Source organism: Acuticoccus sp. I52.16.1 (assembly GCF_022865125.1).
GTDB lineage: Bacteria > Pseudomonadota > Alphaproteobacteria > Rhizobiales > Amorphaceae > Acuticoccus.
Genome location: NZ_CP094828.1, coordinates 3,347,772 through 3,371,379, shown reverse-complemented (window position 1 = coordinate 3,371,379; position 23,608 = coordinate 3,347,772). Strand labels below are relative to the sequence as shown.

The window sequence follows — 23,608 nt, the reverse complement described above, 5'->3', positions numbered from 1 at the left end:
CGTCACAGCGAAGTGTGAAAAACCAGAGGTTTGCTGCACGAGTGAAGACGCGAGACCCATGTCGATCAAGGCCGCAATCTACCACCTGACGCACTACAAGTACGACCGTCCCGTCACGCTTGGGCCCCAGGTCGTCCGGCTGCGCCCCGCGCCGCATTCGCGCACGCGGGTGATTTCGCATTCGCTGAAGATCTCGCCCGCGAACCACTTCATCAACCATCAGCAGGACCCGTACGGGAACTGGATGGCCCGGCTCGTCTTCCCCGAGCCCGTGCGTGAATTCAAGATCGAGGTCGACGTCGTCGCCGACATGTCGGTCTACAACCCGTTCGACTTTTTCGTCGAGGAGAGCGCGGAGAATTATCCCTTCGCCTACGATCCCGACATCGCGGAAGATCTCTCGATCTACCTGAAGGCCGAGCCGGCCGGCCCGCATCTTTCGGCCTTCCTCGCCGACGTCGACCGGACGCCGCGGCGCATCGTCGACTTCCTGGTCGCCATGAACCAGAAGGTCGCGAACGGCATCGGCTACGTGATCCGCATGGAGCCGGGCGTGCAGACGCCGGAGGAGACGTTCGAGACCGGCAAGGGCTCGTGCCGCGACTCCTCGTGGCTGCTGGTGCAGGCGCTGCGCCATCTCGGGATCGCGGCGCGCTTCTGCTCGGGCTACCTCATCCAGCTCAAGCCCGACCTCGAGGCGCTGGACGGCCCCTCCGGCACCGACGTCGACTTCACGGACCTGCATGCCTGGTGCGAGGCCTACATCCCCGGCGCCGGCTGGGTCGGCCTCGACCCCACGTCGGGGCTCCTGACGGGCGAGAGCCACATCCCCCTCGCCGCCACGCCCCACTACAAGAACGCCGCGCCGATCTCGGGCCTCGCGAGCTTCGCCGAGGTCGACTTCTCGTTCGACATGAAGGTCTACCGGGTCGCCGAGCACCCGCGCATCACCAAGCCGTTCAGCGACGAGTCCTGGGCCGCACTCAACACGCTGGGCCACAAGGTCGACGCCGCGCTCACCGCCGGCGACGTGCGCCTGACGATGGGCGGCGAGCCGACGTTCGTGTCGATCGACGACTTCGAGGCGGACGAGTGGAACTCGGCCGCCGTCGGCCCCACCAAGCGCGAGCGCGCCGACGACCTGATCCGCCGCCTGCGCGACGAGTTCGCCCCAGACGGCTTCCTCCACTACGGCCAGGGCAAGTGGTATCCGGGCGAGACGCTGCCGCGGTGGACGTTCTCGCTCTACTGGCGGCGCGACGACGTGCCCCTGTGGGACGACCCCAACTTGATCGCCCGCGAAGGGGCCGACACCGGCGTCACCTCCGAGGACGCGGGGGCGCTGCTGACCACCGTCGCCGAGACGCTGGGGGTGGAGCCGGACTACGTCGTCCCCGCGTTCGAGGATCCGGCGGAATGGGTGCTGCGGGAGGCCAACCTCCCCGCCAACGTGACGCCCACCAACGCCGAGCTGGAAGACGCCGAGGCGCGCGCGCGCATCGCCAAGGTGTTCGACCGCGGGCTGACCACGCCGGCCGGCTACGTCCTGCCGGTGCAGCGCTGGCAGAGCCGCTCCAACGCGGGGCGCTGGATGTCGGAGCGCTGGCGCACGCGGCGTGGCTACGTCTACCTCGCGCCCGGCGATTCCTCGATCGGTTATCGTCTTCCCCTCGCCTCCCTGCCTTTCCTGACCCCGGCCCAATACCCCTACGTCAACACCGCCGACCCTACGGTGCCGCGCGACCCGCTGCCGAACTTCCGCGACCCGGACGCCGTCGCCGCGCACGACCGCGGCCAGTCCATCGGCCGTTTCACCGCGTCGCGCCCGTCGCAGGAGCTGGTCGCCCAGCACCTCGGCCCGGAGATCGACGGCTATGTGCGCACCGCGATGGCGGTGGAGGTGCGCGACGGGCGGCTGTGCGTCTTCGTCCCGCCGGTCGAGCGGATCGAGGACTACCTGGAGCTGCTGGCGGCGATCGAGTCGGCGGCCAAGCGGCTCGGCACCCCGGTGCACATCGAGGGTTACGCGCCACCGCCTGACCCGCGGCTCAACGTGGTGCGCGTCGCGCCGGACCCCGGCGTCATCGAGGTCAACATCCAGCCGGCCCACTCCTGGGACGACTGCGTGGCGATCACCGAGGCGGTCTACGACGCGGCGCGCCACTCGCGGCTCGGGGCGGACAAGTTCATGGTGGACGGGCGCCACACCGGCACCGGCGGCGGCAACCACGTGGTGGTCGGCGGCTCGACGCCGATGGATTCGCCCTTCCTGCGCCGGCCGGACCTCTTGAAGAGCCTCATCCTGCACTGGCAGCGGCACCCGGCGCTCTCCTACCTCTTCTCCGGCCTCTTCATCGGCCCGACCTCGCAGGCCCCGCGCGTCGACGAGAACCGCGCCGATCACCTCTACGAGCTGGAGATCGCGCTGGCGCAGATGCCGGCGCCCTCCGACGGCGCGCTGCCGCCGCTGCCGTGGCTGACCGACCGGCTGCTGCGCAATCTCCTGGTGGACGTCACCGGCAACACCCACCGCTCCGAGATCTGCATCGACAAGCTGTACTCGCCCGACGGCCCCACCGGCCGCCTCGGCCTCGTCGAGTTCCGCGGCTTCGAGATGCCGCCCGACGCGCGCATGTCGCTCGCCCAGCAGGTGCTGCTGCGGGCGATCATCGCGCGCATGTGGCAGGCGCCGCTCTCGGGCCGGTTCACGCGCTGGGGCACCACCCTGCACGACCGGTTCATGCTGCCGCACTTCATCTGGGAAGACTTCCTCGAGGTGCTGCGCGACCTCGCGGACCACGGCTTCGAGCTGCGCCCCGAGTGGTACGAGGCGCAGGCCGAGTTCCGCTTCCCCTTCTGCGGCGAGGTGGAGATCGACAACGTCCACCTGGAGGTGCGTCAGTCGCTGGAGCCGTGGCACGTCCTTGGCGAAGTGGGCGCCATCGGCGGGACGGTGCGCTACACCGACTCGTCCTCCGAGCGCGTCCAGGTGAAGCTGACCACCACCGATCCGGACCGCTACGCCGTCGCCTGCAACCAGCGCCCCGTGCCGATGACGGCAACGCGGACCAACGGCGTCGCCGTCGCGGGGGTGCGCTACAAGGCCTGGCAGCCGCCGATGGCGCTGCATCCGGTGACGCCCGTCAACGCCCCCCTGACGTTCGACATCTTCGACCGCTGGACGGGCAAGGCGCTGGGCGGCTGCGTCTACCATGTCGCCCACCCCGGCGGGCGCGCACACGAGACGTTCCCGATCAACGGCTACGAGGCCGAGTCCCGCCGCCTTGCGCGATTCGAGGAGCGCGGACATACTCCGGGGGTCTATGCTCCGGCCCCGGAGGTGCCGCATCCGGAGTTTCCGTTGACCCTCGATCTGCGGCGCTCCGCCGGCTACTAGCCCATGGCCTTGCCCGACGACGCCCCGCAGGACGCCGGCGCACCGGAAGAGGAGGACGCGGTCGAGCGCCTCCTCGCCGGCTACAAGATCTCCAAGGAGGTGCCGGACGAGCTGTTGGGCGCGGACGGTGCGATCCGCCCGGTGTGGCGGAGCTTCATCGAGGCCGTCGCGCGGATGGACGAGGACGAGCTGCGCGCCCGGCAGGCCCGCGGCGACCAGTACCTGCGCGACGCCGGCGTCTACTACCGCCAGTACGGGACGCCCGAAGCCGCCGAGCGCGACTGGCCGCTCTCCCACGTTCCCGTCCTGATCGACGAGGACGAGTGGACCGAGATCGGCGAGGGCCTCGTCCAGCGCGCCGAGCTGCTGGAGCGCATCCTGGCCGACATCTACGGTCCCGGCCGCCTAGTGAACCAGGGCCACCTGCCGCCGGCGTTGCTGGCGCAGAACCCGGAGTGGCTGCGTCCGCTGGTGGGCGTCACCCCGCGCGGCGGACACTTCCTGCACTTCGTGGCGTTCGACATCGGGCGCGGGCCGCAGGGACAATGGTGGGTGCTGGGCGACCGGACCCAGGCCCCCTCCGGCGCCGGCTTCGCGCTGGAGAACCGCATCGCCACCACCCGCGTCTATGCCGACCATTTCGCCCGCGCCAACGTCCACCGCCTCGCCGGCTTCTTCCGCGGCTTCCGCGACGCGCTGATCAACCTGCGCGACTCGGAGCTGTCGCGCGTCGGCATCCTGACGCCGGGGCCGATGAACGACACCTACTTCGAGCACGCCTACATCGCCCGCTATCTCGGCTTCATGCTGCTGGAGGGGGACGATCTCACCGTCGTCGACGGGCGGCTGATGGTGCGCACCGTGGCCGGACTGCAACCGGTGAGCGTCCTGTGGCGACGGCTCGATTCGGTGTGGGCCGACCCGCTGGAGCTGGAGGAGACGTCGGCCATCGGCACGCCCGGCATGCTCGGCGCGGCGCGCACCGGTGGGGTCACACTGGTCAACGCGTTGGGGTCCGGTGTCCTGGAGACGCGAGCGCTGCTCGCCTTCATGCCCCGCCTCGCCGAGGAGCTGCTGGACGAGCCGCTGCGCCTGCCGAACATCGCCACGTGGTGGTGCGGTCAGGACGAGGAGCGCGCTTACGTGAAGGCGAACGCGCATCGCATGACGATCGGCAACGCCTACGCGACGCGGCTGCTGTTCGACCTCGACGACGTCTCCGCCCCCGTCGCGACCGACCCCGCCTCGCGTCTGGCGCTCGGCCAGTGGATCGACCGCAACGCCGACCAGCTGGTGGCACAGGAGTCCGTCACCCTCTCCACGACGCCCGCGCTCGACGACGGGCGCCTCGTGCCGCGGCCGATGAGCCTGCGCGTCTTCCTGGCGCGCACCCGCGAAGGGTGGACGATCATGCCCGGCGGCTTCGCCCGCATCGGTCCCGCGTCCGATGCCGTCACGTTGACCATGCAGAACGGCGGCTCGGCGGCGGACGTGTGGGTGGTCTCCAAGTCGGACGTGCCGGCCGAGTCGATGCTGGCGGCGCAGACCGGACCCTATCTGCGCCAGCAGCAGTCGATGCTGCCGAGCCGGGCGGCGGACAGCCTCTATTGGCTCGGCCGCTATGTGGAGCGGGCGGAGTACCGGGTGCGGCTCCTTCGGGCGCACCATGTGCGCGTCGCGGAGTCGATCTCGGAAGACCTGCCGCTCGTGCGCCGCTCGGCGGAATATCTCACGTGGCTCGGCAGCGATCCGCGCGAACCGATGCCGGAGGGGGTCCGCGTCACGCTGGAGTCGGCCGCGCGGGCGGCGTCCAACGTGCGCGACCGTTTCTCGGTCGACGGCTGGGCGGCGCTCGACGAGCTGTCGAAGACGGTGCAGCGCCTCGCCGAGCATCCGACGCGCGGCGACGACACGGCGCGCGCGATGAGCCTCATCCTGCGCAGCCTGTCGGGCTTCACAGGGTTGGTGCACGACAACATGTACCGCTTCAACGGCTGGCGCTTCATGTCGATCGGCCGTTCGCTGGAGCGCGCCATCTCGCTGACCGGCCTCCTGTCGCAATTCGCCGACGAGGATGCGCCCGACGGCGCCCTCGACCTCGCGGTGGAGGTGGCCGACAGCGAGATGAGCCACCGCCGCCGCTATGCCGTCGCCACCAATCGCGCCACCGTGGTGGACCTCCTGGCGCTCGACCCGCTCAATCCGCGCTCGGTGATCTACCAGTTGAACGAGATCTGGTCGCACCTCGGCTTCCTGCCCGGCGGCGAGACGCACCGCCAGCTCTCACCGTTGCAGCGCGCCGCCCTCCAGACCCGCACCGACGTCGCCGTCCGCACGCCCGAGGGGCTCGACCAGAGCGCGCTCGCCGAACTGGAAAGCGCCCTCGCCACCATGTCCGACCTCCTCGCCGAGACCTACTTCAGGTAGATCATGCAATACGACGTCTCCCTGAGCGTGGCCTACCGGTTCGACAATGCGGCGAGTGCAAGCCGCAACATCGTGCGGCTGATGCCGGCCGACCTCGGCGGCGAGCAGCGTCTCGTCGCCGGCACGCTCACCGTGACGCCGAAGCCCGACGAGTGGGTGAACCGGATCGACTATTTCCGCAACGCCATGGTGGAGGTCGCCTTCCACGAGGCGCACCGGGAGATCACCTTCGCCGTCACCTCGCGGGTGCAGCGCCTCGAGCGTGGCCGCCGGCTCGACATGTCGCCCCCGGTCGACAAGATCGGCCCCGAGATCGCCGCCTATCGCCGGCTCGACGCCGGCTCGCCGTACCACTTCGTCGGCCCCTCGCGCCGCGTGCCGCTCACGGCGGAGATGACCGAGTACGGCCGCGAGACGGCGCGCGGCACTCAGAGCGTGCTGGAGGCGGTGGAGGCGATCGGCCAGGCGATCTACCGCGACTGGACCTACCGGCCGGGCGCGACCACCGTGGAGACCCCCACCGTGGAGGCCTTCGAGGCGCGCATCGGCGTGTGCCAAGATTTCTCGCACATCATGATCGCGGCGCTGCGGGGGCTCGGCATCCCCGCGGGGTACGTCTCGGGCTGCCTGCGCACGGATCCGCCGCCGGGCGAGCCGCGCCTCGCCGGTGCGGATGCGATGCACGCATGGGTCTGCGCCTGGTGCGGGCCGGAGCTGGGCTGGGTCGACTACGACCCGACGAACGCGGTGCCGGCCGGCCTCGACCACATCGTCATCGGCCGCGGGCGCGATTATTCGGACGTCGCCCCGGTGCGCGGAGCGATGCGTACATCCGGGCAACATTCGTCACGGCATTCGGTCGACGTCGTGCCGGTGGAGACCGAGCGGCACGCGGTCGCGGCTGGGACCGAAGAGGGAACCTGACCCCGGGGGCAATGAGTTGTGTGGTCAAACGCGGCGCCGGCCACGGTCGGCGCTCAGTGAGAAGGAGTACCGCACAATGCCTAGCATTCAGACTGCGCGCATCGCCATTCTGGCCACCGACGGGTTCGAGAAGTCCGAGCTGTTCGAGCCGCGGCGGCAGCTCGGCGAAGCTGGCGCCAAGGTGACGATCGTTTCCATCAAAGGCGGCGAAATCAAAAGCTGGGACAAGACCGACTGGGGCGAGAGCGTCAAGGTCGACGCCACGATCGACCAGGTCAGCCCGTCCGACTTCGACGCTCTGGTCCTGCCCGGCGGGCAGATCAACCCGGACGTCCTGCGCACCGACGCCGACGCCGTCGACTTCGTCCGCGCCTTCTACAACACCGGCAAGACGCTGGCCGCGATCTGCCACGGGCCGTGGATGCTCGTCGAGGCCGGCGTGATCAAGGGGCGGGACGTGACGTCCTACCACTCGATCAAGACCGACATCGTCAACGCCGGCGGCAACTGGCACGACAAGGAGGTGGTGGTCGACGAGGCGCTCGTGACCTCGCGCAATCCCGGCGATCTCGACGCGTTCTGCGCCAAGATCATCGAGGAGGTGCAGGAGGGTCGCCACGAGCGCGCGGCGGCCTGATCGGCGACCGGACGAACGACGAGCGGGGGCCCATGCGGGCTCCCGCTTTTTTTGGGGCGGCGCACGAGAACGCCCGCCGGCGTGACCCGGCGGGCGTGACGGCGCGGCGGTGCCGCCCGGCCTCAGCTCGACGCGAGCGTGGCCTCGAGGGTGATCTCCGCCTTCAGCACCTTGCTGAGCGGGCACACTTCCTTGGCGACGTTGGCGACCTCCAGGAAGCGCTCCTCGGAGATGCCCGGAACCTCGGCCACCAGCGTGAGCTTGACCGACGGGATCTCGAAGCCCTCCGGCACATGAACGAGCTCGACCGTCGCGGTCGTCTCGGCTTTGGTGACGGGGTAGCCCGCCTCCTGCAGCGCGTAGCTGACCGCCATGGTGAAGCAACCGGCGTGCGCCGCGCCGAGAAGCTCCTCGGGGTTCGTGCCGGCTTTATCACCCTCGAACCGCGTGTTGTAGGAGTAGGGCAGGCTGGAGAGCGCGCCGGACTCCGTGGAGATCGAGCCCGAGCCTTCGGTGAGCTTGCCCTGCCAGACGGCGGATGCCTTGCGTAGCATATAGTCTTCCTTCCGGTTGCTTGTCGGTCAGGCCGACACGGCGTTCAGGAACGGATAGTCCGTATAACCGTGGTCCTGTCCACCGTAGAACGTGTCTCGGTCCTGCTCGTTCAAGGGGGCGTTCAATTCAAGACGCTTCGGAAGGTCGGGGTTGGCGATGAAATCGCGTCCGAAGGCCACCGCGTCGACCGCGCCGCTCGCCACGGCGTCGATCGCCATCTGGCGGTCGTAGCCGTTGTTGCCGACATAGGCGCCCTTGAAGTGCTTGCGCAGCTCGGCGACTTCGGCCCGGCCGGCGGCCTCGGTGGAGCGGATCTGGCCCTCGACCATGTGGAGGTAGGCCAGCCCATAGGGGTTCAGCGCCTCGATCGCGCCGCTGAAGGTCGTCATCGGATCGCTGTCGGAGATCCCGTTGCCGGTCGAGAACGGAGCGAAGCGCACCCCCACGCGGTCCGCGTCGATCGACGCGACCAGGGCGTCCAGCACCTCGCGCAGGAAGCGCAGGCGGTTCTCCAACGGTCCGCCGTAGTCGTCCTCGCGCTGGTTCGACCCGTCGCGGATGAACTGATCGACGAGGTAGCCGTTGGCGGCATGCAGCTCGACCCCGTCGAACCCGGCCTCCTTGGCGTTCCGAGCGGCGCGGCCATAGTCCTCGACGATACGGGCGATCTCGTCGGTCTTGAGGGCACGCGGCTCGGAGGTCTCGGCGAAACCGCCGGCGATGAAGGTCTTCGCCTCGGCCCGGATGGCGGAGGGGCCGACGGGCTGCTGCCGATCCTGCTGCAGCGAGATGTGGCTGACGCGTCCGACGTGCCAGAGCTGGGCGACGATGCGCCCGCCGGCCTCATGCACCGCGTCGGTCACCTTGCGCCAGCCGGCGACCTGCTCGGCGGAGTAGATGCCGGGCGTGTCGATGTAGCCCTTGCCCTCGGGCGAGATCTGCGTCCCCTCCGAGATGATGAGCCCGGCGGAGGCGCGCTGCTCGTAGTAGCGCGCGTTCATCTCGCTCGGCACGTCCTGCGGCGGCATCGCGCGGTTGCGCGTCAACGGCGCCATCAGCACGCGGTTGGGCAGCTTCAGCGCGCCGAGCGTGACGGGGGTGAAGAGTTTCTCTGTCATCTTTCAGGCATTCCCGATTCCGGACCGGAGACGAATGTATGTCACAGCACGGAATTTGCGACCCGCCCCGTTCCGGCAATCCACCTCATCCTTTTGAATGAGGCGAGGCCGGCGCGCGGTCACGCCGCCGCTCAGAAGGTGCCGGCCTCGAACGCTTCGGGGTTGGCCTGGCGCAGCATGGCGATGCGTTTCAGCGTGCCGCTGAGGTGCTCGCGCATCGCCTCCTCGGCGGCGTCGGCATCGCCCGCGCGCACGGCGGTGACGATGGCGATGTGCCCGTCCACGATCTCGCGCATCTTCTCCTGGCGCGGCATGTCGAGCCGGCGGGCACGGTCGAGGTGGCCGGAGCGGGAGCGGATCATGTTGTGGAGGCCGACATAGCCGATGCCGGCGAAGAGGGCGCGGTGAAAGCTCTCGTCGAGGTCGTAGAACATCGTCACCTGGTCGATGTTCTGAATCAGCGTCTCCTGCATGGCGATGAACGCGTCGAGTTCGCTGAGGATCTCGGAGGTGTGGGACCGGGCGAGGTGGCGGACCACCTCGGTCTCCACCGCGCGGCGCAGGAAATGGGATTCGGTGAGCGCGTCCGGGTCGATCCGGGTGACGACGGTGCGGGACTGGGGAAAGGTCTCGACGAGGCCGTCCTGCTCGAGCCGCTGCAGGGCCTCGCGGACCGGGGTCTGGCTGACGCCGTATTCCTTGGCGAGGCTGGCGCGCGACAGGACGGTGTCGGGCGCGATCTCGACCGTGATGATCCTCAGTCTCAAATTTTCATAGATGCGGCCGGCCGCGGTTCCGTGCGGTCCGGAGGCGATCGAGCGCACGGCACCGAAACGTTGCTCGAGAACTGTCACTGTCGACCACCCTTCCCCCACCGCATCATAGTCGCGGATGGACCGCCCGTCGCGAGTTTTGTCACCATGACATACGACCGCAGAACCTTGCACGCCGCAACAGATTAATATATCACCCGAGCTGCGATCGCGAACATTGTCGTGGTCCAACAAAGACAACAAACCGGGAGGGGATCACGTCGCTTGGACTGCGAGCGAACACCCGTGCACATCTATCACCGCCCGGCCGTACGGCGCCCGATTCCCTGATCTTGCTGCCCGCAGCTCGGGCTGACCTTTGGGTTTCGGATCCCGCGCGGACGACGCCGTGCCGATCCTGCCCGCCCTCGCCGCCCCGTTCGCAACCGCCACGGCCCTGGCCGTGCCGCGCGTGGATCCGCCCGTCCAGGCGACAGCCCGAGTTCTATGACCGACGCCAAGAAGACCTACGACCAGCTCCGCTCCGCCCGCTGGATGGCACCGGACGACTTCCGCTCGTTCGGCCACCGTTCGCGCATCATGCAGATGGGTTATGCGCCGGAAGACTGGGTCGGTCGCCCGGTGATCGCGATCATCAACACCTGGTCGGACATCCAGCCCTGCCATGCGCACTTCAAGGAGCGGGTGGAGTGGGTCAAGCGCGGCATCCACCAGGAAGGCGGCTTCCCGATCGAGCTGCCGGCGCTGTCGCTGTCGGAGAACTTCGTCAAGCCGACGACCATGCTCTACCGCAACATGCTGGCGATGGAGACCGAGGAGCTGCTCCGCTCCCATCCGATCGACGGCGCGGTGCTGATGGGCGGCTGCGATAAGACGACGCCGGGCCTGGTGATGGGCGCGGTATCGATGGGGCTGCCGTTCATCTACCTCCCGGCCGGGCCGATGCTGCGCGGCAACTATGCCGGCCAGGTGCTCGGCTCGGGCACGGACTCGTTCAAATACTGGGACGAGCGGCGCGCCGGGACGATTACCCAGGAAGAGTGGCAGGGCGTGGAGGGCGGCATCGCGCGCTCCTACGGCCACTGCATGACGATGGGCACGGCCTCCACCATGACCGCGATCGCCGAGGCGCTGGGCCTGTGCCTGCCGGGCGCATCCTCGATCCCGGCGGCCGACTCCAATCACCAGCGCATGGCCGCCGCCTGCGGCCGCCGCGCGGTGGAGATGGTGTGGGAGGATCTGACGCCGGAGAAGATCATCACCCCCGCCGCCGTCAACAACGCCGTCACCGTGGCGATGGCGACCGGCTGCTCGACCAACGCGATCATCCACCTCATCGCCATGGCGCGCCGCGCGGGGGTGCCGCTGACGCTCGACGATCTCGACCGGGTCGGCCGCACCACCCCGGTGATCGCCAACGTGCGCCCGACCGGCAAGGGCTACCTGATGGAAGATTTCTTCTACGCCGGCGGCCTGCGCGCGCTGATGAAGAACCTCGCCGAGAAGCTGGACACCACGGCGCGGACCGTCACCGGCCGCACGCTGGGCGAAGGGTTCGAGACCGCGAAGGTGTTCAACGACGACGTCATCCGCCCGCTCTCGAACCCGGTCTACCACGAGGGCTCGCTGGCGGTGCTGCGCGGCAACCTGGCCCCGGACGGCGCGGTCATCAAGCCGGCCGCCTGCGCGCCGGAGTTCCGCGTCCACGCCGGCCCCGCGCTGGTCGCCGACAGCTACGACGCGCTGAAGGCGATCATCGACGACGAGAACCACCCGATGACGCCGGACACGGTGCTGGTCCTGCGCAATGCCGGCCCGCAGGGCGGCCCCGGCATGCCCGAGTGGGGCATGATCCCGATGCCCAAGGCGCTCCTGAAGAAGGGCCACCGCGACATGGTGCGCCTGTCCGACGCGCGCATGTCCGGCACGTCGTACGGCGCGTGCATCCTGCATGTGGCGCCGGAGGCCTACGTCGGCGGTCCGCTGGCGCTCCTGAAGGACGGCGACATCGTCGCGCTGAACGTGCCCGAGCGCACGCTCGACATGCGCGTCTCGGACGAGGAGCTGGCCGCCCGCCGCGCCGCCTGGCAGGCGCCCCCGCCCCGCTACGGGCGCGGCTACGGGGTAATGTTCTCCAAGCACATCATGCAGGCCGACGAAGGCTGCGACTTCGACTTCCTCCTGACCGAGGCCGGGCCGAAGGTGCCCGAGCCGGCGATCAACTAGGCCGCCCGGCGTGTCTCCCGCTGCGCCTCGTCCTCCCGCTGCACCGACGCCGACGCCGCCGCCTGTGGCGCCGGGCGCAATGCCGCCAGGAGCAGCGGATGGACGCGCGGCGTCTCCTCCCGCGGCCGCGCCGGGACCCGAGCCGGGCGCTGCGGCGCCCGCGGGCGCACCCGTTCCGCCTCCAGCCGGCGCGTCGCCACGGCGCACGCCCCGGCCACCCCGTTCATCCAGAGCGGCATGGCGAAGCTCCGCGCGACGTCGGCGCGCGTCAGGCCCAGGTCGTCGAGCTGCCAGTCCTCGGCCTGCCGCAGCGGCCGCAGGGCCTGGCGGCGCCGCCGCTCGGCCCGCATCGCCGCAACCACGGTCCGCGCATGCATCGCTGCCGTCCGCAGCGCTCTCGTTGCGTTCCCGATCATCGTCCTCACCCGCGAGTTTCCATTGCGATGGTGAGAGTGTGGGGGTGACGAACCCATCAGTCGAACGAATTGTTTTGACGCGACTGGTCAGTTATTTTGAGCGATCGGAAGCCGAAGGAACCGGTCGATGAGCACGAATATCCTGGAGAGCGATCTCATCCGCACCTTCGTGGCGGTGTGTGAGGAGGGCAGCTTCCGCGCTGCGGCGGAGCGGGTGAACCGCACGCCCTCGGCTGTCTCGATGCAGATGGCCAAGCTGGAGGAGCAGGTCCGCCACCCGATCTTTCGCAAGAACGGACGCAGCGTCGCGCTCACCCCCACGGGCGCCGAACTGCTGGGTTATGCGCGGCGCATCCTCCTTCTCAACGAGGAAGCGATGGCCCGCTTCCAGTGCGAGAGCCTCGCCGGCGTCGTCCGCATCGGCGTCACCGACGACTACGAGACGCGGCTGCTGCCGGCGGTCCTGTCCCGCTTCGCCCGGCTGCATCCGGACGCCAACATCGAGGTCGTCATGGCCACGACGCTGGTGCTGGTGGACAAGGCCGCCAACGGCGAGGTCGATCTCGCCTTTGTGGAGCACAACCGCACGCGCAGCCTGACGGCCGGAGAGGTGATCCACGCCGAACCCTTCCTGTGGATCGGCCGGCGCGGCGGCACGGCGGCGACGCGCCGGCCCTTGCCGATCGCGGTGCCCGGCGTCGGCTGCTTCTGGCGCCACACCGCGGAGGAGGCGCTGGAGCGGGCCGCGATCCCTCACCGCGTCGCCTTCAGCTGCGAGTACAGCCACGGCCAGATCGCGGCGGTGGAGGCGGACCTCGCCGTCGCCCCGCTTCCGGCGAGCTACCTCGGCCCCGCGCTCGAGCGTGTCCCGGTCGCGGCGGGCCTGCCGGACCTCGGCGTCATCACCACCAACATGTGCATCGCGCCGACGGCCAGCCCCGCCGCCCGCGCCCTCGCCGCCGTGGTGCGCGAGACGCTCGCCACCAAGGTCGACACCCGCGTTGGCGACACGTTCGCCGCCCGGCCCGGCACCAGGGCAGCGGCGATCGCGGCGGCCGACGACGCGAGCCTCGACGCATGAGCGCCGCCGCCCATCTCCTAGCGCGGCGGGTCCAGCGGCATGGGGCGGCGCACGACCGTCGTCAGCACGAAGCTGATGGTCATCAGCAGCAGCCACGCGCCGAGCTTGTGGATCGACACGATGCGCCAGCCGTCCGCCTGGTCCGGATACTGCCAGGCTCGCGCGAAGGTGCCGATGTTCTCCGCGAACCCGATGAACAGCGCGACCAGCACGAACCCCACCACCAGCGGCATCCACAGCCTGTAGCGGAACACGCGGTAATGGACCCGCGTGCGCCCGAAGAGCACGACCACCGCGGCAAAGAGCGCCGAGGCCAGGATCATCGCCAGCATCAGCCCGCCGAACAGGCACGCCCACGCCAGCTTCAGGCCGAAGACGATGAACTCGATGGCCGCGGCCGGCACCGCACGGCGCTCCAGCCGGTCCAGCGCCCAGTGGGCCGCCGCGTCGATGCTCGCCTCGACCGAGGTGAAGCGTCGCCGAGCGCGCATCCGTCACTCCTTCCCCGCGCCCACCCCCGGGCGCCCCTCCACCGCGAACCCGTGACACCGAGGCTCCCATGACCGATACCCCAACCCCCGTCGGCTCCGAGACGATCGAGGCGCTGCGCCATGTCTCGGTCGCGACGCTCGCCACCGCGCTCTACAAGCGCGGCCTGCGCAGCCAGGTGATCCAGGACGTGCGCCCGGTGAAGCCGAAGGGCCGCAATATGGTCGGTCCGGCGTTCACGCTGCGGTACATGCCCGCGCGCGAGGACCGCAATCAGCTCGTCGAGTTCCGCAACCCCGAGCACCCGCAGCGCAAGGCGGTCGAGACCTGCCCGCCGGGTCACATCATGGTGATGGATTCGCGCAAGGACGCCCGCGCCGCGTCCGCCGGCGACATCCTGGTGACGCGCATGATGGTGCGCGGGGTCGAAGGCGTGGTCACGGACGGCGGCTTCCGCGACGCGATGAACATCGGCGAGCTGGCGATCCACGCCTACCACTCGCGCCCCTCCTCGCCCACGAACCTCACCCTCAACGAGGCGATCGAGACGAACGTGCCGATCGGTTGCGGCGACGCGCCGGTCTTCCCGGGCGACATCCTGGTCGGCGACGACGACTCGGTGATCGTGATCCCGGCGCACCTCGCCGAGGAGATCGCCGCCGAGGCGACCGAGATGACCGCCTACGAGGACTTCGCCATCGAGCAGGTGCGCGCCGGCGCCACCATCGTCGGCCTCTACCCCGCGACCAAGCAGGAGAGCCTCGACGCCTTCGCCGCGTGGCGCGAGACGAACGGGCGCTGATGCCGGGCGAGCGCCGGGGGCGGCGCGGTGAGGACGCCGCGGTCGGTCGAAGGCTGGCGGAGCTGGGGCGCGTGCGGCTGTCGCACTCGTTCGCGCTCCGCGAGTTCCTGCACAGCGAAGTGACGAGCCTCCACGGCATCCACGACCACCTGCCCCGCTCGGAGCTGCAAATCTTCGCCAAGCTTGCGGCGTTCAACATCTCCTGGCACGAACAGCCACAACGTAAGATAACCAGCTATGTAGACCCCAGAGAAACGCTGACGAAGCCGGGGATGGACAACCAAGTCGGCTCGCATGCCCACTGATACGATGGATTTCCCGAGTGGGCCGCCGCCGGCGATCCGCTCGCAGTATGATGGAAGACGTGCGACCCGCCGCGGTGCCGACCGCGCCGCCGCTCGCACCGATCACGGAGGATGGCCCACCATGACCGACACGCTCGTCAACGCTCCCGTGCGTCCCAACGACCCGGTCATCCGTCTCGACCCGGACGACAACGTCGTCGTCGCGCGGGAGGATATCCCGGCCGGCACCGAGGTCGGCTCGGAGGGCGTGACGACGCTCGCCGACATCCCGCTCGGCCACAAGATCGCCACCCGCGCGATCCGCAAGGGCGAACCGATCCTGAAATATTCCACCGTGATCGGCTTCGCCGGCGAGGATCTGGCGCCGGGCGCCTACCTCCACGTCCACAACGTGCTGAACGGGGACGTGAAGAAGGACTACCGCTTCGCCGAGGAGTACCGGCCCGCCGACCTCCTGCCGGCCGACCAGCGCGCGACCTTCATGGGCATCCGCCGGCCGGACGGGGCGGTGGGGACGCGCAACTATATCGGCCTCTTCATCACGGTGAACTGCTCGGCGACGGTGGCGCGCAAGGTCGCCGCCTACTTCGACGAGGAGCGGCTGGCCGACTATCCGAACGTCGACGGGGTGGTCGCCTTCGTGCACGAGCAGGGCTGCGGCATGGAGCTGACCGGCGAGCCGATGGACCTTCTGCGCCGCACGCTCGCCGGCTACATCCGTCACCCGAACATCGCCGGTGCGGTGGTGTTCTCGCTGGGCTGCGAGCGCAACAACCTGCCGAAGTTCTTCGAGGAGCAGAGCCTCGCCTCCGGCAAGATGCTGCATGCGGTGACGATGCAGCAGGTCGGCGGCACGGCGGCGGCGATCGAGGCCGGCAAGCAGGCGGTGCGCGAGATGCTGCCCCTCGCCAACGACGTCGCGCGTGAGCCGTGCTCGGCCGAGCACATCTCGATCGGGCTGCAATGCGGCGGGTCGGACGGCTTCTCCGGCCTGTCGGCGAACCCGGCGCTGGGCAAGGCGGTCGACATCCTGGTGCGGCACGGCGGCACGGCGATGCTGTCGGAGACGCCGGAGCTCTACGGCGTCGAGCACACGCTGACGGCGCGGATGCGCTCGCGCGAGGTGGGGGAGAAGTTCATCGACCGTATCAACTGGTGGCTCGACTACACCAAGGGGCGCGATACGCAGATGAACGGCGTCGTCTCGCCGGGCAACCAGGCGGGCGGCCTCGCCAACATCATCGAGAAGGCGTTGGGCGGCTCCAAGAAGGGGGGCTCGGCCGGGATCGAGGACGTGTTCCGATACGCGGAGCCGGTCACCACGAAGGGCCTCGTCATCATGGACACGCCGGGCTTCGACCCGGTGTCGGCGACCGGGCAGATCGCGGGCGGGGCCAACCTCATCTGCTTCACCACCGGGCGCGGGTCGTGCTTCGGCTCGTTCCCGGCGCCGACGATCAAGCTCGCCACCAACACGCCGATGTTCTCCCGCATGGTGGGTGACATGGACATCAACTGCGGGGCGGTGATCGACGGGCAGCGCTCGCTCGACGAGATGGGGGAGGACATTTTCGCCACGATACTCGCCATCGCCTCGGGCCAGAAGTCCAAGAGCGAGGCGCTGGGTGTGGGCGAGGAAGAGTTCGCGCCCTGGCCGATCGGCGTGACTGGCTAGCGCAACCCGCGTTCCACCGAACCGCGGACGCGACGCTCACCTCTTCCGGAACCGCCAAGGCTTTCGCGCCTCATCGCTCTCGGTAGAGCGGGAGCGGTTCTAGCCGGCCTCCCCGATCCGGCCGCCGAGGTCCTCCCCGGCGCGGCCGGACGGTGGGGGCGCCGGATTGGCGCGCAGCGCGTCCTCCTCCTGCCGGACCAAGTGAAGCGAAGCGGCGGCGGGCGGCCGGGAATTCGGCACGCGGCCCAACGGCTGCGCCGCAAGCCCCCCGTCTGCGGGGGAACAGGCCGCGGCGGACGGGGCTGCTGAGAACGAGGCGGCTGGAGACTGGCCATCTGGAGACTGGCCATCGGGAGACCGGCCATCGGGAGACCGGCAACCAGGAGACGGGCCACCAGGAGACGGGCCACCAGACAAGCCGGCAGAGGGCGGGCCACCAGACAAGCCGGCAGAGGGCGGGCCACCGTGGGGCCAACCGGCAGGGGACGGGCCATCGGGGGGCGGAACGCCGGGGGGCCGCATGGGCTTGCGTCGCAGGCGGCCGGGGCCGGCGGCGAGCGCCGCGGTGTCGTTCGCCGGGGTCCAGCCGGCGGCGACGGGCTCGGACGCGCGCGCGATCGCGATCGCCAGTGCCCCGGTCATCGGCGCGCGGGACGAGACCGGGACCGGGCGCGCCTTGCCGACGAAGGAGACCGGGCGCGCCGTGCTGCCGCGGCGTGCCACCGGCAGCCAGTCCGACACGCCGATCTGCCCGGCGTGCCAGGCGCTCAGCCCGGCGATCAGGCGGTCGTAGTCGCGGCTGGGCATCTCGCCGATGAAGCTGCGGCCATCCTTGAAGGCGCACCAGAAGGTCGTCCACTCGCGCGTCCACAAAAGGGCCAACAGGCCGAGCAGCGCGAACGGGCCGAGCGGCAGGAGGCACACCGTCACCCCGAGCGCCCACCCGACGCGGCGGCGACACGACAGGCGGCCCCGCTTGATCGACTCGATGTCCCCCGGCCCGTAGCGGTGGCGCCGGGTGCCGCGCATGAGCCCCCGCGCCTCGACCATCCGCACCTCGACCGTGCGGCCCCGCGCACTCATCCGGTGGCGCGGCCCGATGGCGAAATCACCCGCGACGGCTCTGATCGTGTCCACCCGTACCCCCCGGCTCGAACCGGGCAAGCCAAACGCACGTGACGCCGAATTGCAATCTCAAATTTCAATGCGACACCACCCTTGGTCGTCGTGCATACCCCACCAAAACCGCTATGATTTTGAAAAACGACGCGATGTTGGGAGACGCCGATGAACCTGGCAAAGTGGCTGCAGCGCAGCGCCATGCTGACGCCCGACGCGCCCGCCCTCCTCCACGGCACCGAGGTCGTCGCCACCTACGCCGCGTTCGCCGACCGCGCCGCGCGCATCGCCGCGGGCCTGCGCCGGGCCGGCGTCGAACCGGGCGAGCGGATCGCCCTCTTCATGCCCAACCGACCCGACTACCTCGCCATCTGGTGGGGCGCGTGGTGGGCCGGCGCCGCGGTGGTGCCGATCAACGCCAAGCTCCACCCCAAGGAGGCCGGCTACATCGCCGACCACGCCGGCGCCCGCTTGGTCGCCGTCACAGACGCCTCGCTCGACCTCGGCGTCCCCCTCGCGACCCCCGCCACAATCGACGCGCTCGCCGCCGCCGAGCCGATGCCGGAGCCCGAGCCGCTCGCCGACGACGCCCTCGCCTGGCTCTTCTACACCTCCGGCACCACCGGCCGGCCGAAGGGCGTCATGCTCACGGTCGCCAATCTCGTCGCCATGAGCCTCACCTACCTCGCCGATGTCGACGAGGTTCACCCGACCGACGCGGCGCTCTATGCCGCGCCGATGTCGCACGGGGCGGGCTGCTACAACCTGATGCACGTCATGAAGGGCGCGCGGCACGTGGTTCCGGCGTCAGGCGGGTTCGATCCGGCGGAGATCCTCGCACTCGCCGGCACGTTGGGCGAGATCCACATGTTCGCCGCCCCCACCATGGTGCGCCGGCTGATCACCCACGCGCAGGCGGTCGGCCACGACGGGACCGGCATCCGCACCATCGTCTACGGCGGCGGACCGATGTACGTCGCCGACATCGAGGCCGCCGTCGCCCGGTTCGGCCCCCGCTTCGTCCAGATTTACGGCCAGGGCGAGACACCGATGACGATCACCGCGCTCCCCCGCCCCCTCGTCGCCGATCGCGCCCACCCGCGCTGGCGCGAGCGGCTCGGATCGGTCGGCATCGCCATGTCGTCCATGGAGGTGCGGACCGTCGACGCGGACGGCCGTGACGTCGGCGTCGACGCGATCGGCGAGGTGATCTGTCGCGGCCCGTCGGTGATGAGGGGTTATTGGGAGAACCCGGAGGCCACCGCCGCCACCCTGCGGGACGGCTGGCTGTGGACGGGCGACATGGGCGCGCTCGACGCCGAGGGCTTCCTCACCCTCAAGGATCGTTCCAAGGACATGATCGTATCGGGCGGGACCAACATCTATCCGCGTGAGGTCGAGGAGGTGCTGCTCACGCACCCGGACGTCGCCGAGGTGGCGGTGGTGGGCCGCCCCCACCCGGACTGGGGCGAGGAGGTGGTGGCGTTCGTGGTCGGCCGCACCGGGCCGGTGGACCCCGCCGCGCTCGACGCGCTGTGCCAGAGCCAGATCGCCCGGTTCAAGCGGCCGAAGGCCTACTTCGCGATCGAGGCGCTGCCGAAGAACAACTACGGCAAGGTGCTGAAGACGGCGCTGCGCGAGAACCTCGCCGCCATGCCGGTCTGATCGGGCACGGCGGAAGTCACCGTGCGTTCAGCCACCGGCGATCACTTTGCGCGCAACGCCCCGTGAGCACCTAGGCTCGCCGAAGGGCGCATGTTAGCACCCCGCCTCCAAAGGCGACGAACAGGGAGTTGCGCGCCGATGAGAGTTGCGAGTTTCGGCGGAGCGCTCGCCGCGGTGCTCCTCGCCTCCACCAGCGTGGTGGCGCAGAGCGCGGCGAACGATACGACCTCGGCCATCTGCGAACCCACCGCGGGCACGGCCTGCGAACCCGCGGCCCCGGCGACGGAACGCCCGGCCGCCACCCGCCCCACCGCCGACGACCCCGCCTATCGCGGCTTCGGCGAGCCCCGCTTCGACCCCTCCTCGGCCGACGGTGCCCCGCCGCTGGAGCCGATCCTGACCCGGGTCGAGACGCCGGCGTTCGCTCCGGCCCGTTCCGGCGCGATCGCCGGCGAGGCGCAGCTATCGAGCCAAGCGACCGACGGGCGCCCGAGCGAGGTCGAGAGCGTGGTGTCCGATGCACCCGAGGCTGAGGCCGAGACGGTCCCCGCGGCCGAGGTCGGCGTCACCCGAGTGACGCTCGCCACCGGCGGCCTCGCCCAGGTCGAGGGCCGCATGAACGGCGCGGCAGACACCATGCGCCTCGCCATCGAGCGCCCGCAGGTGGCGGACGTGCTGCGAACCCTCGTCATCACCGGCGCGGCGCCGGTCGTCTCGATCGACCTCGAGGCGGCAGAGCCGGTCGGCCAACGCTCCGCCACCGGGCGGCTGCTGGCGGGCGACCTGTCGAACCCGACGACCATCCTCGAGGCGCTGATCGGCGCAGAGGTGACCGTCTCCGGCGGCCCGCGCCAGCTCTCCGGTCGGCTGCTGGCGTTCACGCCGGTCGTCGTCCCCGGCAGCGAGTCAACTCCCGAGACACCGGGCCTTCGCGTCTCCGTCGCGACGCCGGACGGGCAGATCGCCTACGCCGTCTTTCCCTCGCTGGAGCAGCTCTCGGTGACCGGCAACGCGGTCGCCGAGCGGATGGCCGCCCTCGTCCCGGCGCTCGCCGAGAGTGTCGACGACGGCCGGCGCGACCTGACCGTGCGCCTCGCCGAGGCGGCCGAGGCCGGCTTCTCCTTCGTGGTGCCGACCACCGTGTGGCGCCCGTCCTACCGCGCCCTCGTCGGCGCCGGAGGCGAGGTGAGCCTGCAAGGCTGGGCGACGCTGGAGAACACCACCGGGCTCGACTGGAACGGGATCGACCTGCGCCTCGCCGTCGGCACCCCGGTCGCCTACGCGCAGGACGTCTACGCCCCGCTGCGCACCACGCGGCCGCGCGCGCCGTTCGAGGTGGGCCGCACCGCCGAGGTCGACCCGGTGCCGAGCGAGGAGGCCGCCGTGGACGCACCGCCGCGCTTCGCCTCCCTCGCCGCCCCGGCGCCGATGGTCTCGCGCGGCCGCTCCGGCGCCAAGCTGGCCGACGAGGTCGCCGCCGAGCTGGTGACCGGCGGCCCCGCGCTCGCCGGCAGCGCCTCGACCCTCTTCCCCGTCGCCGGGTCGATCGACCTCGCCGCCGGGCGCACCCTCACGGTGCCCTTCCTCAGCGCCGACCAGGACGTCGCCCGCATCGTCTTCTTCGACCTCGTCGCCGGCACCCAGCCGTTCGACGCGCTGGAGATGTCGTTCGACGCGGACGCGACCGTCCCCGGCGGCCTCGTCGCGGTCTACGACGCGGACGGCTTCGTCGGTGACGCACGGTTCGCGGGCGCCGACGGGGGCGAGGTGTCGATCCTGCCCTTCGCCGTCTCGGCCGACGTGAAGACGTCGACCCAGGAGCGCAACACGCAGAACCTCACCTCGGCGAGCCTGCGCGACGGCAGCCTCATCATCCGCCGCGAGCAGATCGGCGAGACCGTCCTTTCGGTGGCCGCGGGCGAGGACGTGACCCTGGTGACCGACATCGGCCGCCTGGGGGGCGACACCATCACCGCTGAGGCCGAGGGGCTCGACCCCGAGGTCGTCAACATCGACGCCGGCCGCGCGCGCCTGCGTGTCGACCTCACGCAAGGGCGCCACACGATCCGCATCGTCGCCCGCAAGCCGCTCACCGAGCGCTACGTGCTGGGCAACCTGCCGCCTTACGTGCTGGAGGAGGTCCTCTCCGCCGGCGGTTCGATCGACGCCGAGACGCGGGCGCGCCTGGAGGAAATCCGCGACGTCACCGCCCGGATCGCCGAGATCGACCGACGCGTCGCCGCGCTGGAGGAGGAGATCGAGACGATGCGCCGCGCGGTGGAGTTCGAGCGCGACAACCTCGAGGCCATCGACCCCTCGACGCCCGACGGCGCCCAGGTTCGCAGCCGCATCATCCAGCGCACCGCGGAGATCGACGGATGGATGCGGGAGATCAGCGACCTGCGCCGGCAGCGGCTCGACGAGTTCGCCGTCCTCCAGGGCACCGACGCGCCGCAGTGATCGACCGCGGCGCCGTCGAGGCGCCGCGGTCCCTCCCCCGCGACGTGCCGGTGCGCTCGCGGCGCTGTGCCGCCCGGCACAGCGCCCGCATCGCCCTTCGTCCATCTCCTTCCTGCCGCCGGGACGGCCCGGCCTCTTCATCGGCACGGCAGGAGACGATCATGACGCTGAAACCCGTGCTGTCGGCCGCCGCGATCGGCTGCTGCGCCGCCGTCTCCGGGGCCCTTTCGGCACCCTACGGCGCCACGCCGCTCGAGACCGCGCCCGGCATCGCGCCCGCCTCCGCCGTCCTCACCGAGGCGCAGGACGGCCTCGCCCACCAGGAGGAGACGCCGAGCCCGCACGACCGACTGGTGCGCGGCTACACCATCTTCACCACCAAAGGCGGGGCGCGGGTCACCACGGTCTGCCATCGCGCGAAGGTACGCGCCTGGAGCGCCCCGAGACGCCGGTGGTTCCATAAGTTCGAGGTGATCTGCCCCGGCCGGACGCAGTGAGACGGCACCGGACGAATGCGGGTGCGCGCCCGGGGCGACGGCGACCGGCGACGGCGACCGGCGTTCCCGTCTTGCAAGGGCCGGGCCGGCGAGCTAGGCACGCTTGCATAACGGAAAGATACGGTGCCCATGCCGACCGCCGACGACAATCTCCCCGCCGACGCCCCGCTGCGCGCCGAGATCATCGCAACCGCGCTGCCCTACATGCTACGCTACGACGACCGCACGATCGTCGTGAAATATGGCGGCCACGCCATGGGCGATCCCGAGCTGGCGCGTGATTTCGCCGAGGACATCACCCTCCTCACCCTCGCCGGCATCAACGCCGTGGTGGTGCACGGCGGCGGCCCGCAGATCGGCCAGATGCTCGACCGGCTGAACATCAAGTCCGAGTTCCGCGACGGCCTGCGCGTCACCACCCGCGAGACCGTGGCGATCGTCGAGATGGTCCTCGCCGGGTCGATCAACAAAGACATCGTCTCCACGATCAACGCCGCCGGTGGGCGCGCCGTCGGCCTGTGCGGCAAGGACGGGCGCATGGTCCTCGCCGAGCCGCTGAAGCGCACCCAGCGCGACCCCGATTCCAACATCGAGAAGGTGGTCGACCTCGGTTTCGTCGGCGAGCCGGTCGAAGTCCGCCGCGATGTGCTCGACGTCCTCGCCAAGCAGGAGATCATCCCGGTGATCGCCCCGGTCGCCCAAGGCGCCGACGGCGAGACCTACAACATCAACGCCGACACCTTCGCGGGCGCCATCGCCGGCGCGCTCGGTGCCACGCGCCTCCTCTTCCTGACCGACGTGGACGGCGTGCTCGGCGCCGACGGCGAGCTGATCCGCGAGCTGACCGTCGCCGAGGCCCGCCGCCTCATGGCCTCCGGCGTCATCTCCGGCGGCATGGTCCCGAAGGTCGAGACGTGCATCGCCGCACTCGAGCGCGGCGTCGACGGCGTGGTCATCCTCAACGGCAAAACGCCCCACGCCGTGCTCCTGGAGCTGTTCACCGACGGTGGCGCCGGCACCCTGATCACCCGCTGATCGGCTC

At 70.4% G+C, this 23,608-nt stretch carries 19 protein-coding genes; 13 read left to right on the top strand and 6 right to left on the bottom strand.

Going from position 1 to position 23,608, the window contains the following annotated elements:
- Positions 1 to 58 precede the first annotated feature (58 nt).
- From MRB58_RS15215 to MRB58_RS15200, 4 genes are all read left to right on the top strand, one after another.
- Entirely contained in the window at positions 59 to 3,397 is a 3,339-nt protein-coding gene (locus MRB58_RS15215) for a DUF2126 domain-containing protein (protein WP_244777969.1), read from the top strand.
- A 3-nt stretch (positions 3,398 to 3,400) separates the two neighbouring features.
- Positions 3,401 to 5,824: a circularly permuted type 2 ATP-grasp protein gene (locus MRB58_RS15210; protein ID WP_244777968.1), complete on the top strand. Its 2,424-nt coding sequence runs from the start codon at positions 3,401 to 3,403 to the stop codon at positions 5,822 to 5,824.
- 3 nt (positions 5,825 to 5,827) lie between these two features.
- Complete coding sequence (locus tag MRB58_RS15205; protein ID WP_244777967.1) at positions 5,828 to 6,748, top strand: transglutaminase family protein; 921 nt, start codon at positions 5,828 to 5,830, stop codon at positions 6,746 to 6,748.
- A 76-nt stretch (positions 6,749 to 6,824) separates the two neighbouring features.
- Entirely contained in the window at positions 6,825 to 7,385 is a 561-nt protein-coding gene (locus MRB58_RS15200; RefSeq protein WP_244777966.1) for a type 1 glutamine amidotransferase domain-containing protein, read from the top strand.
- A 122-nt stretch (positions 7,386 to 7,507) separates the two neighbouring features.
- Here MRB58_RS15200 and MRB58_RS15195 read toward each other — a convergent pair whose 3' ends face one another.
- From MRB58_RS15195 to MRB58_RS15185, 3 genes are all read right to left on the bottom strand, one after another.
- Positions 7,508 to 7,939: an OsmC family protein gene (locus tag MRB58_RS15195; RefSeq protein WP_244777965.1), complete on the bottom strand. Its 432-nt coding sequence runs from the start codon at positions 7,937 to 7,939 to the stop codon at positions 7,508 to 7,510.
- Between the two features lie 27 nt (positions 7,940 to 7,966).
- Positions 7,967 to 9,058 (bottom strand): alkene reductase, encoded by a 1,092-nt coding sequence (locus tag MRB58_RS15190; RefSeq protein WP_244777964.1) that lies wholly within the window; start codon positions 9,056 to 9,058, stop codon positions 7,967 to 7,969.
- 131 nt (positions 9,059 to 9,189) lie between these two features.
- Positions 9,190 to 9,882 carry a GntR family transcriptional regulator gene (locus MRB58_RS15185; protein ID WP_256461736.1) on the bottom strand — a complete coding sequence of 231 codons (693 nt, stop codon included), beginning with the start codon at positions 9,880 to 9,882 and terminating at the stop codon, positions 9,190 to 9,192.
- 435 nt (positions 9,883 to 10,317) lie between these two features.
- Here MRB58_RS15185 and araD point away from each other — a divergent pair, with 435 nt between their 5' ends.
- On the top strand, positions 10,318 to 12,057 hold the full coding sequence (gene araD, locus MRB58_RS15180) for an L-arabinonate dehydratase (protein WP_244777962.1): 1,740 nt from the start codon (positions 10,318 to 10,320) through the stop codon (positions 12,055 to 12,057).
- On the opposite strand, the gene MRB58_RS15175 is transcribed toward araD, so the two are convergent.
- Positions 12,054 to 12,434, bottom strand: a complete 381-nt coding sequence (locus MRB58_RS15175) for a DUF1127 domain-containing protein (protein ID WP_244777961.1) — start codon at positions 12,432 to 12,434, stop codon at positions 12,054 to 12,056. The two genes, araD and MRB58_RS15175, sit on opposite strands and share 4 nt — an antisense overlap.
- A 166-nt stretch (positions 12,435 to 12,600) precedes the next feature.
- On the opposite strand from MRB58_RS15175, the gene MRB58_RS15170 reads away from it, so the two are divergent.
- A complete protein-coding gene (locus MRB58_RS15170) occupies positions 12,601 to 13,554 on the top strand; it encodes a LysR substrate-binding domain-containing protein (RefSeq protein ID WP_244777960.1) in 954 nt (317 codons plus the stop codon).
- A gap of 17 nt (positions 13,555 to 13,571) precedes the next feature.
- On the opposite strand, the gene MRB58_RS15165 is transcribed toward MRB58_RS15170, so the two are convergent.
- On the bottom strand, positions 13,572 to 14,045 hold the full coding sequence (locus MRB58_RS15165; protein WP_244777959.1) for a DUF817 family protein: 474 nt from the start codon (positions 14,043 to 14,045) through the stop codon (positions 13,572 to 13,574).
- A 68-nt stretch (positions 14,046 to 14,113) separates the two neighbouring features.
- Here MRB58_RS15165 and MRB58_RS15160 point away from each other — a divergent pair, with 68 nt between their 5' ends.
- The 3 genes from MRB58_RS15160 to MRB58_RS15150 all read left to right on the top strand — a co-directional run bounded on the left by MRB58_RS15160 (position 14,114) and on the right by MRB58_RS15150 (position 16,825).
- Entirely contained in the window at positions 14,114 to 14,845 is a 732-nt protein-coding gene (locus MRB58_RS15160) for a ribonuclease activity regulator RraA (protein WP_244777958.1), read from the top strand.
- Positions 14,845 to 15,150, top strand: a complete 306-nt coding sequence (locus MRB58_RS15155; RefSeq protein WP_244782088.1) for a hypothetical protein — start codon at positions 14,845 to 14,847, stop codon at positions 15,148 to 15,150. Before MRB58_RS15160 ends, MRB58_RS15155 begins: the two co-directional genes overlap by 1 nt.
- A gap of 121 nt (positions 15,151 to 15,271) precedes the next feature.
- Entirely contained in the window at positions 15,272 to 16,825 is a 1,554-nt protein-coding gene (locus MRB58_RS15150; RefSeq protein WP_244777957.1) for a UxaA family hydrolase, read from the top strand.
- Between the two features lie 99 nt (positions 16,826 to 16,924).
- Here MRB58_RS15150 and MRB58_RS15145 read toward each other — a convergent pair whose 3' ends face one another.
- Complete coding sequence (locus MRB58_RS15145; protein WP_244777956.1) at positions 16,925 to 17,962, bottom strand: hypothetical protein; 1,038 nt, start codon at positions 17,960 to 17,962, stop codon at positions 16,925 to 16,927.
- 150 nt (positions 17,963 to 18,112) lie between these two features.
- Here MRB58_RS15145 and MRB58_RS15140 point away from each other — a divergent pair, with 150 nt between their 5' ends.
- The 4 genes from MRB58_RS15140 to argB all read left to right on the top strand — a co-directional run bounded on the left by MRB58_RS15140 (position 18,113) and on the right by argB (position 23,601).
- Positions 18,113 to 19,609 (top strand): AMP-binding protein, encoded by a 1,497-nt coding sequence (locus MRB58_RS15140; protein ID WP_244777955.1) that lies wholly within the window; start codon positions 18,113 to 18,115, stop codon positions 19,607 to 19,609.
- A gap of 138 nt (positions 19,610 to 19,747) precedes the next feature.
- A complete protein-coding gene (locus tag MRB58_RS15135; RefSeq protein WP_244777954.1) occupies positions 19,748 to 22,069 on the top strand; it encodes a hypothetical protein in 2,322 nt (773 codons plus the stop codon).
- Positions 22,070 to 22,230: 161 nt separating this feature from the next.
- A complete protein-coding gene (locus tag MRB58_RS15130) occupies positions 22,231 to 22,566 on the top strand; it encodes a hypothetical protein (protein WP_244777953.1) in 336 nt (111 codons plus the stop codon).
- Positions 22,567 to 22,695: 129 nt separating this feature from the next.
- A complete protein-coding gene (gene argB, locus MRB58_RS15125; RefSeq protein WP_244777952.1) occupies positions 22,696 to 23,601 on the top strand; it encodes an acetylglutamate kinase in 906 nt (301 codons plus the stop codon).
- Positions 23,602 to 23,608: the final 7 nt, after the last annotated feature.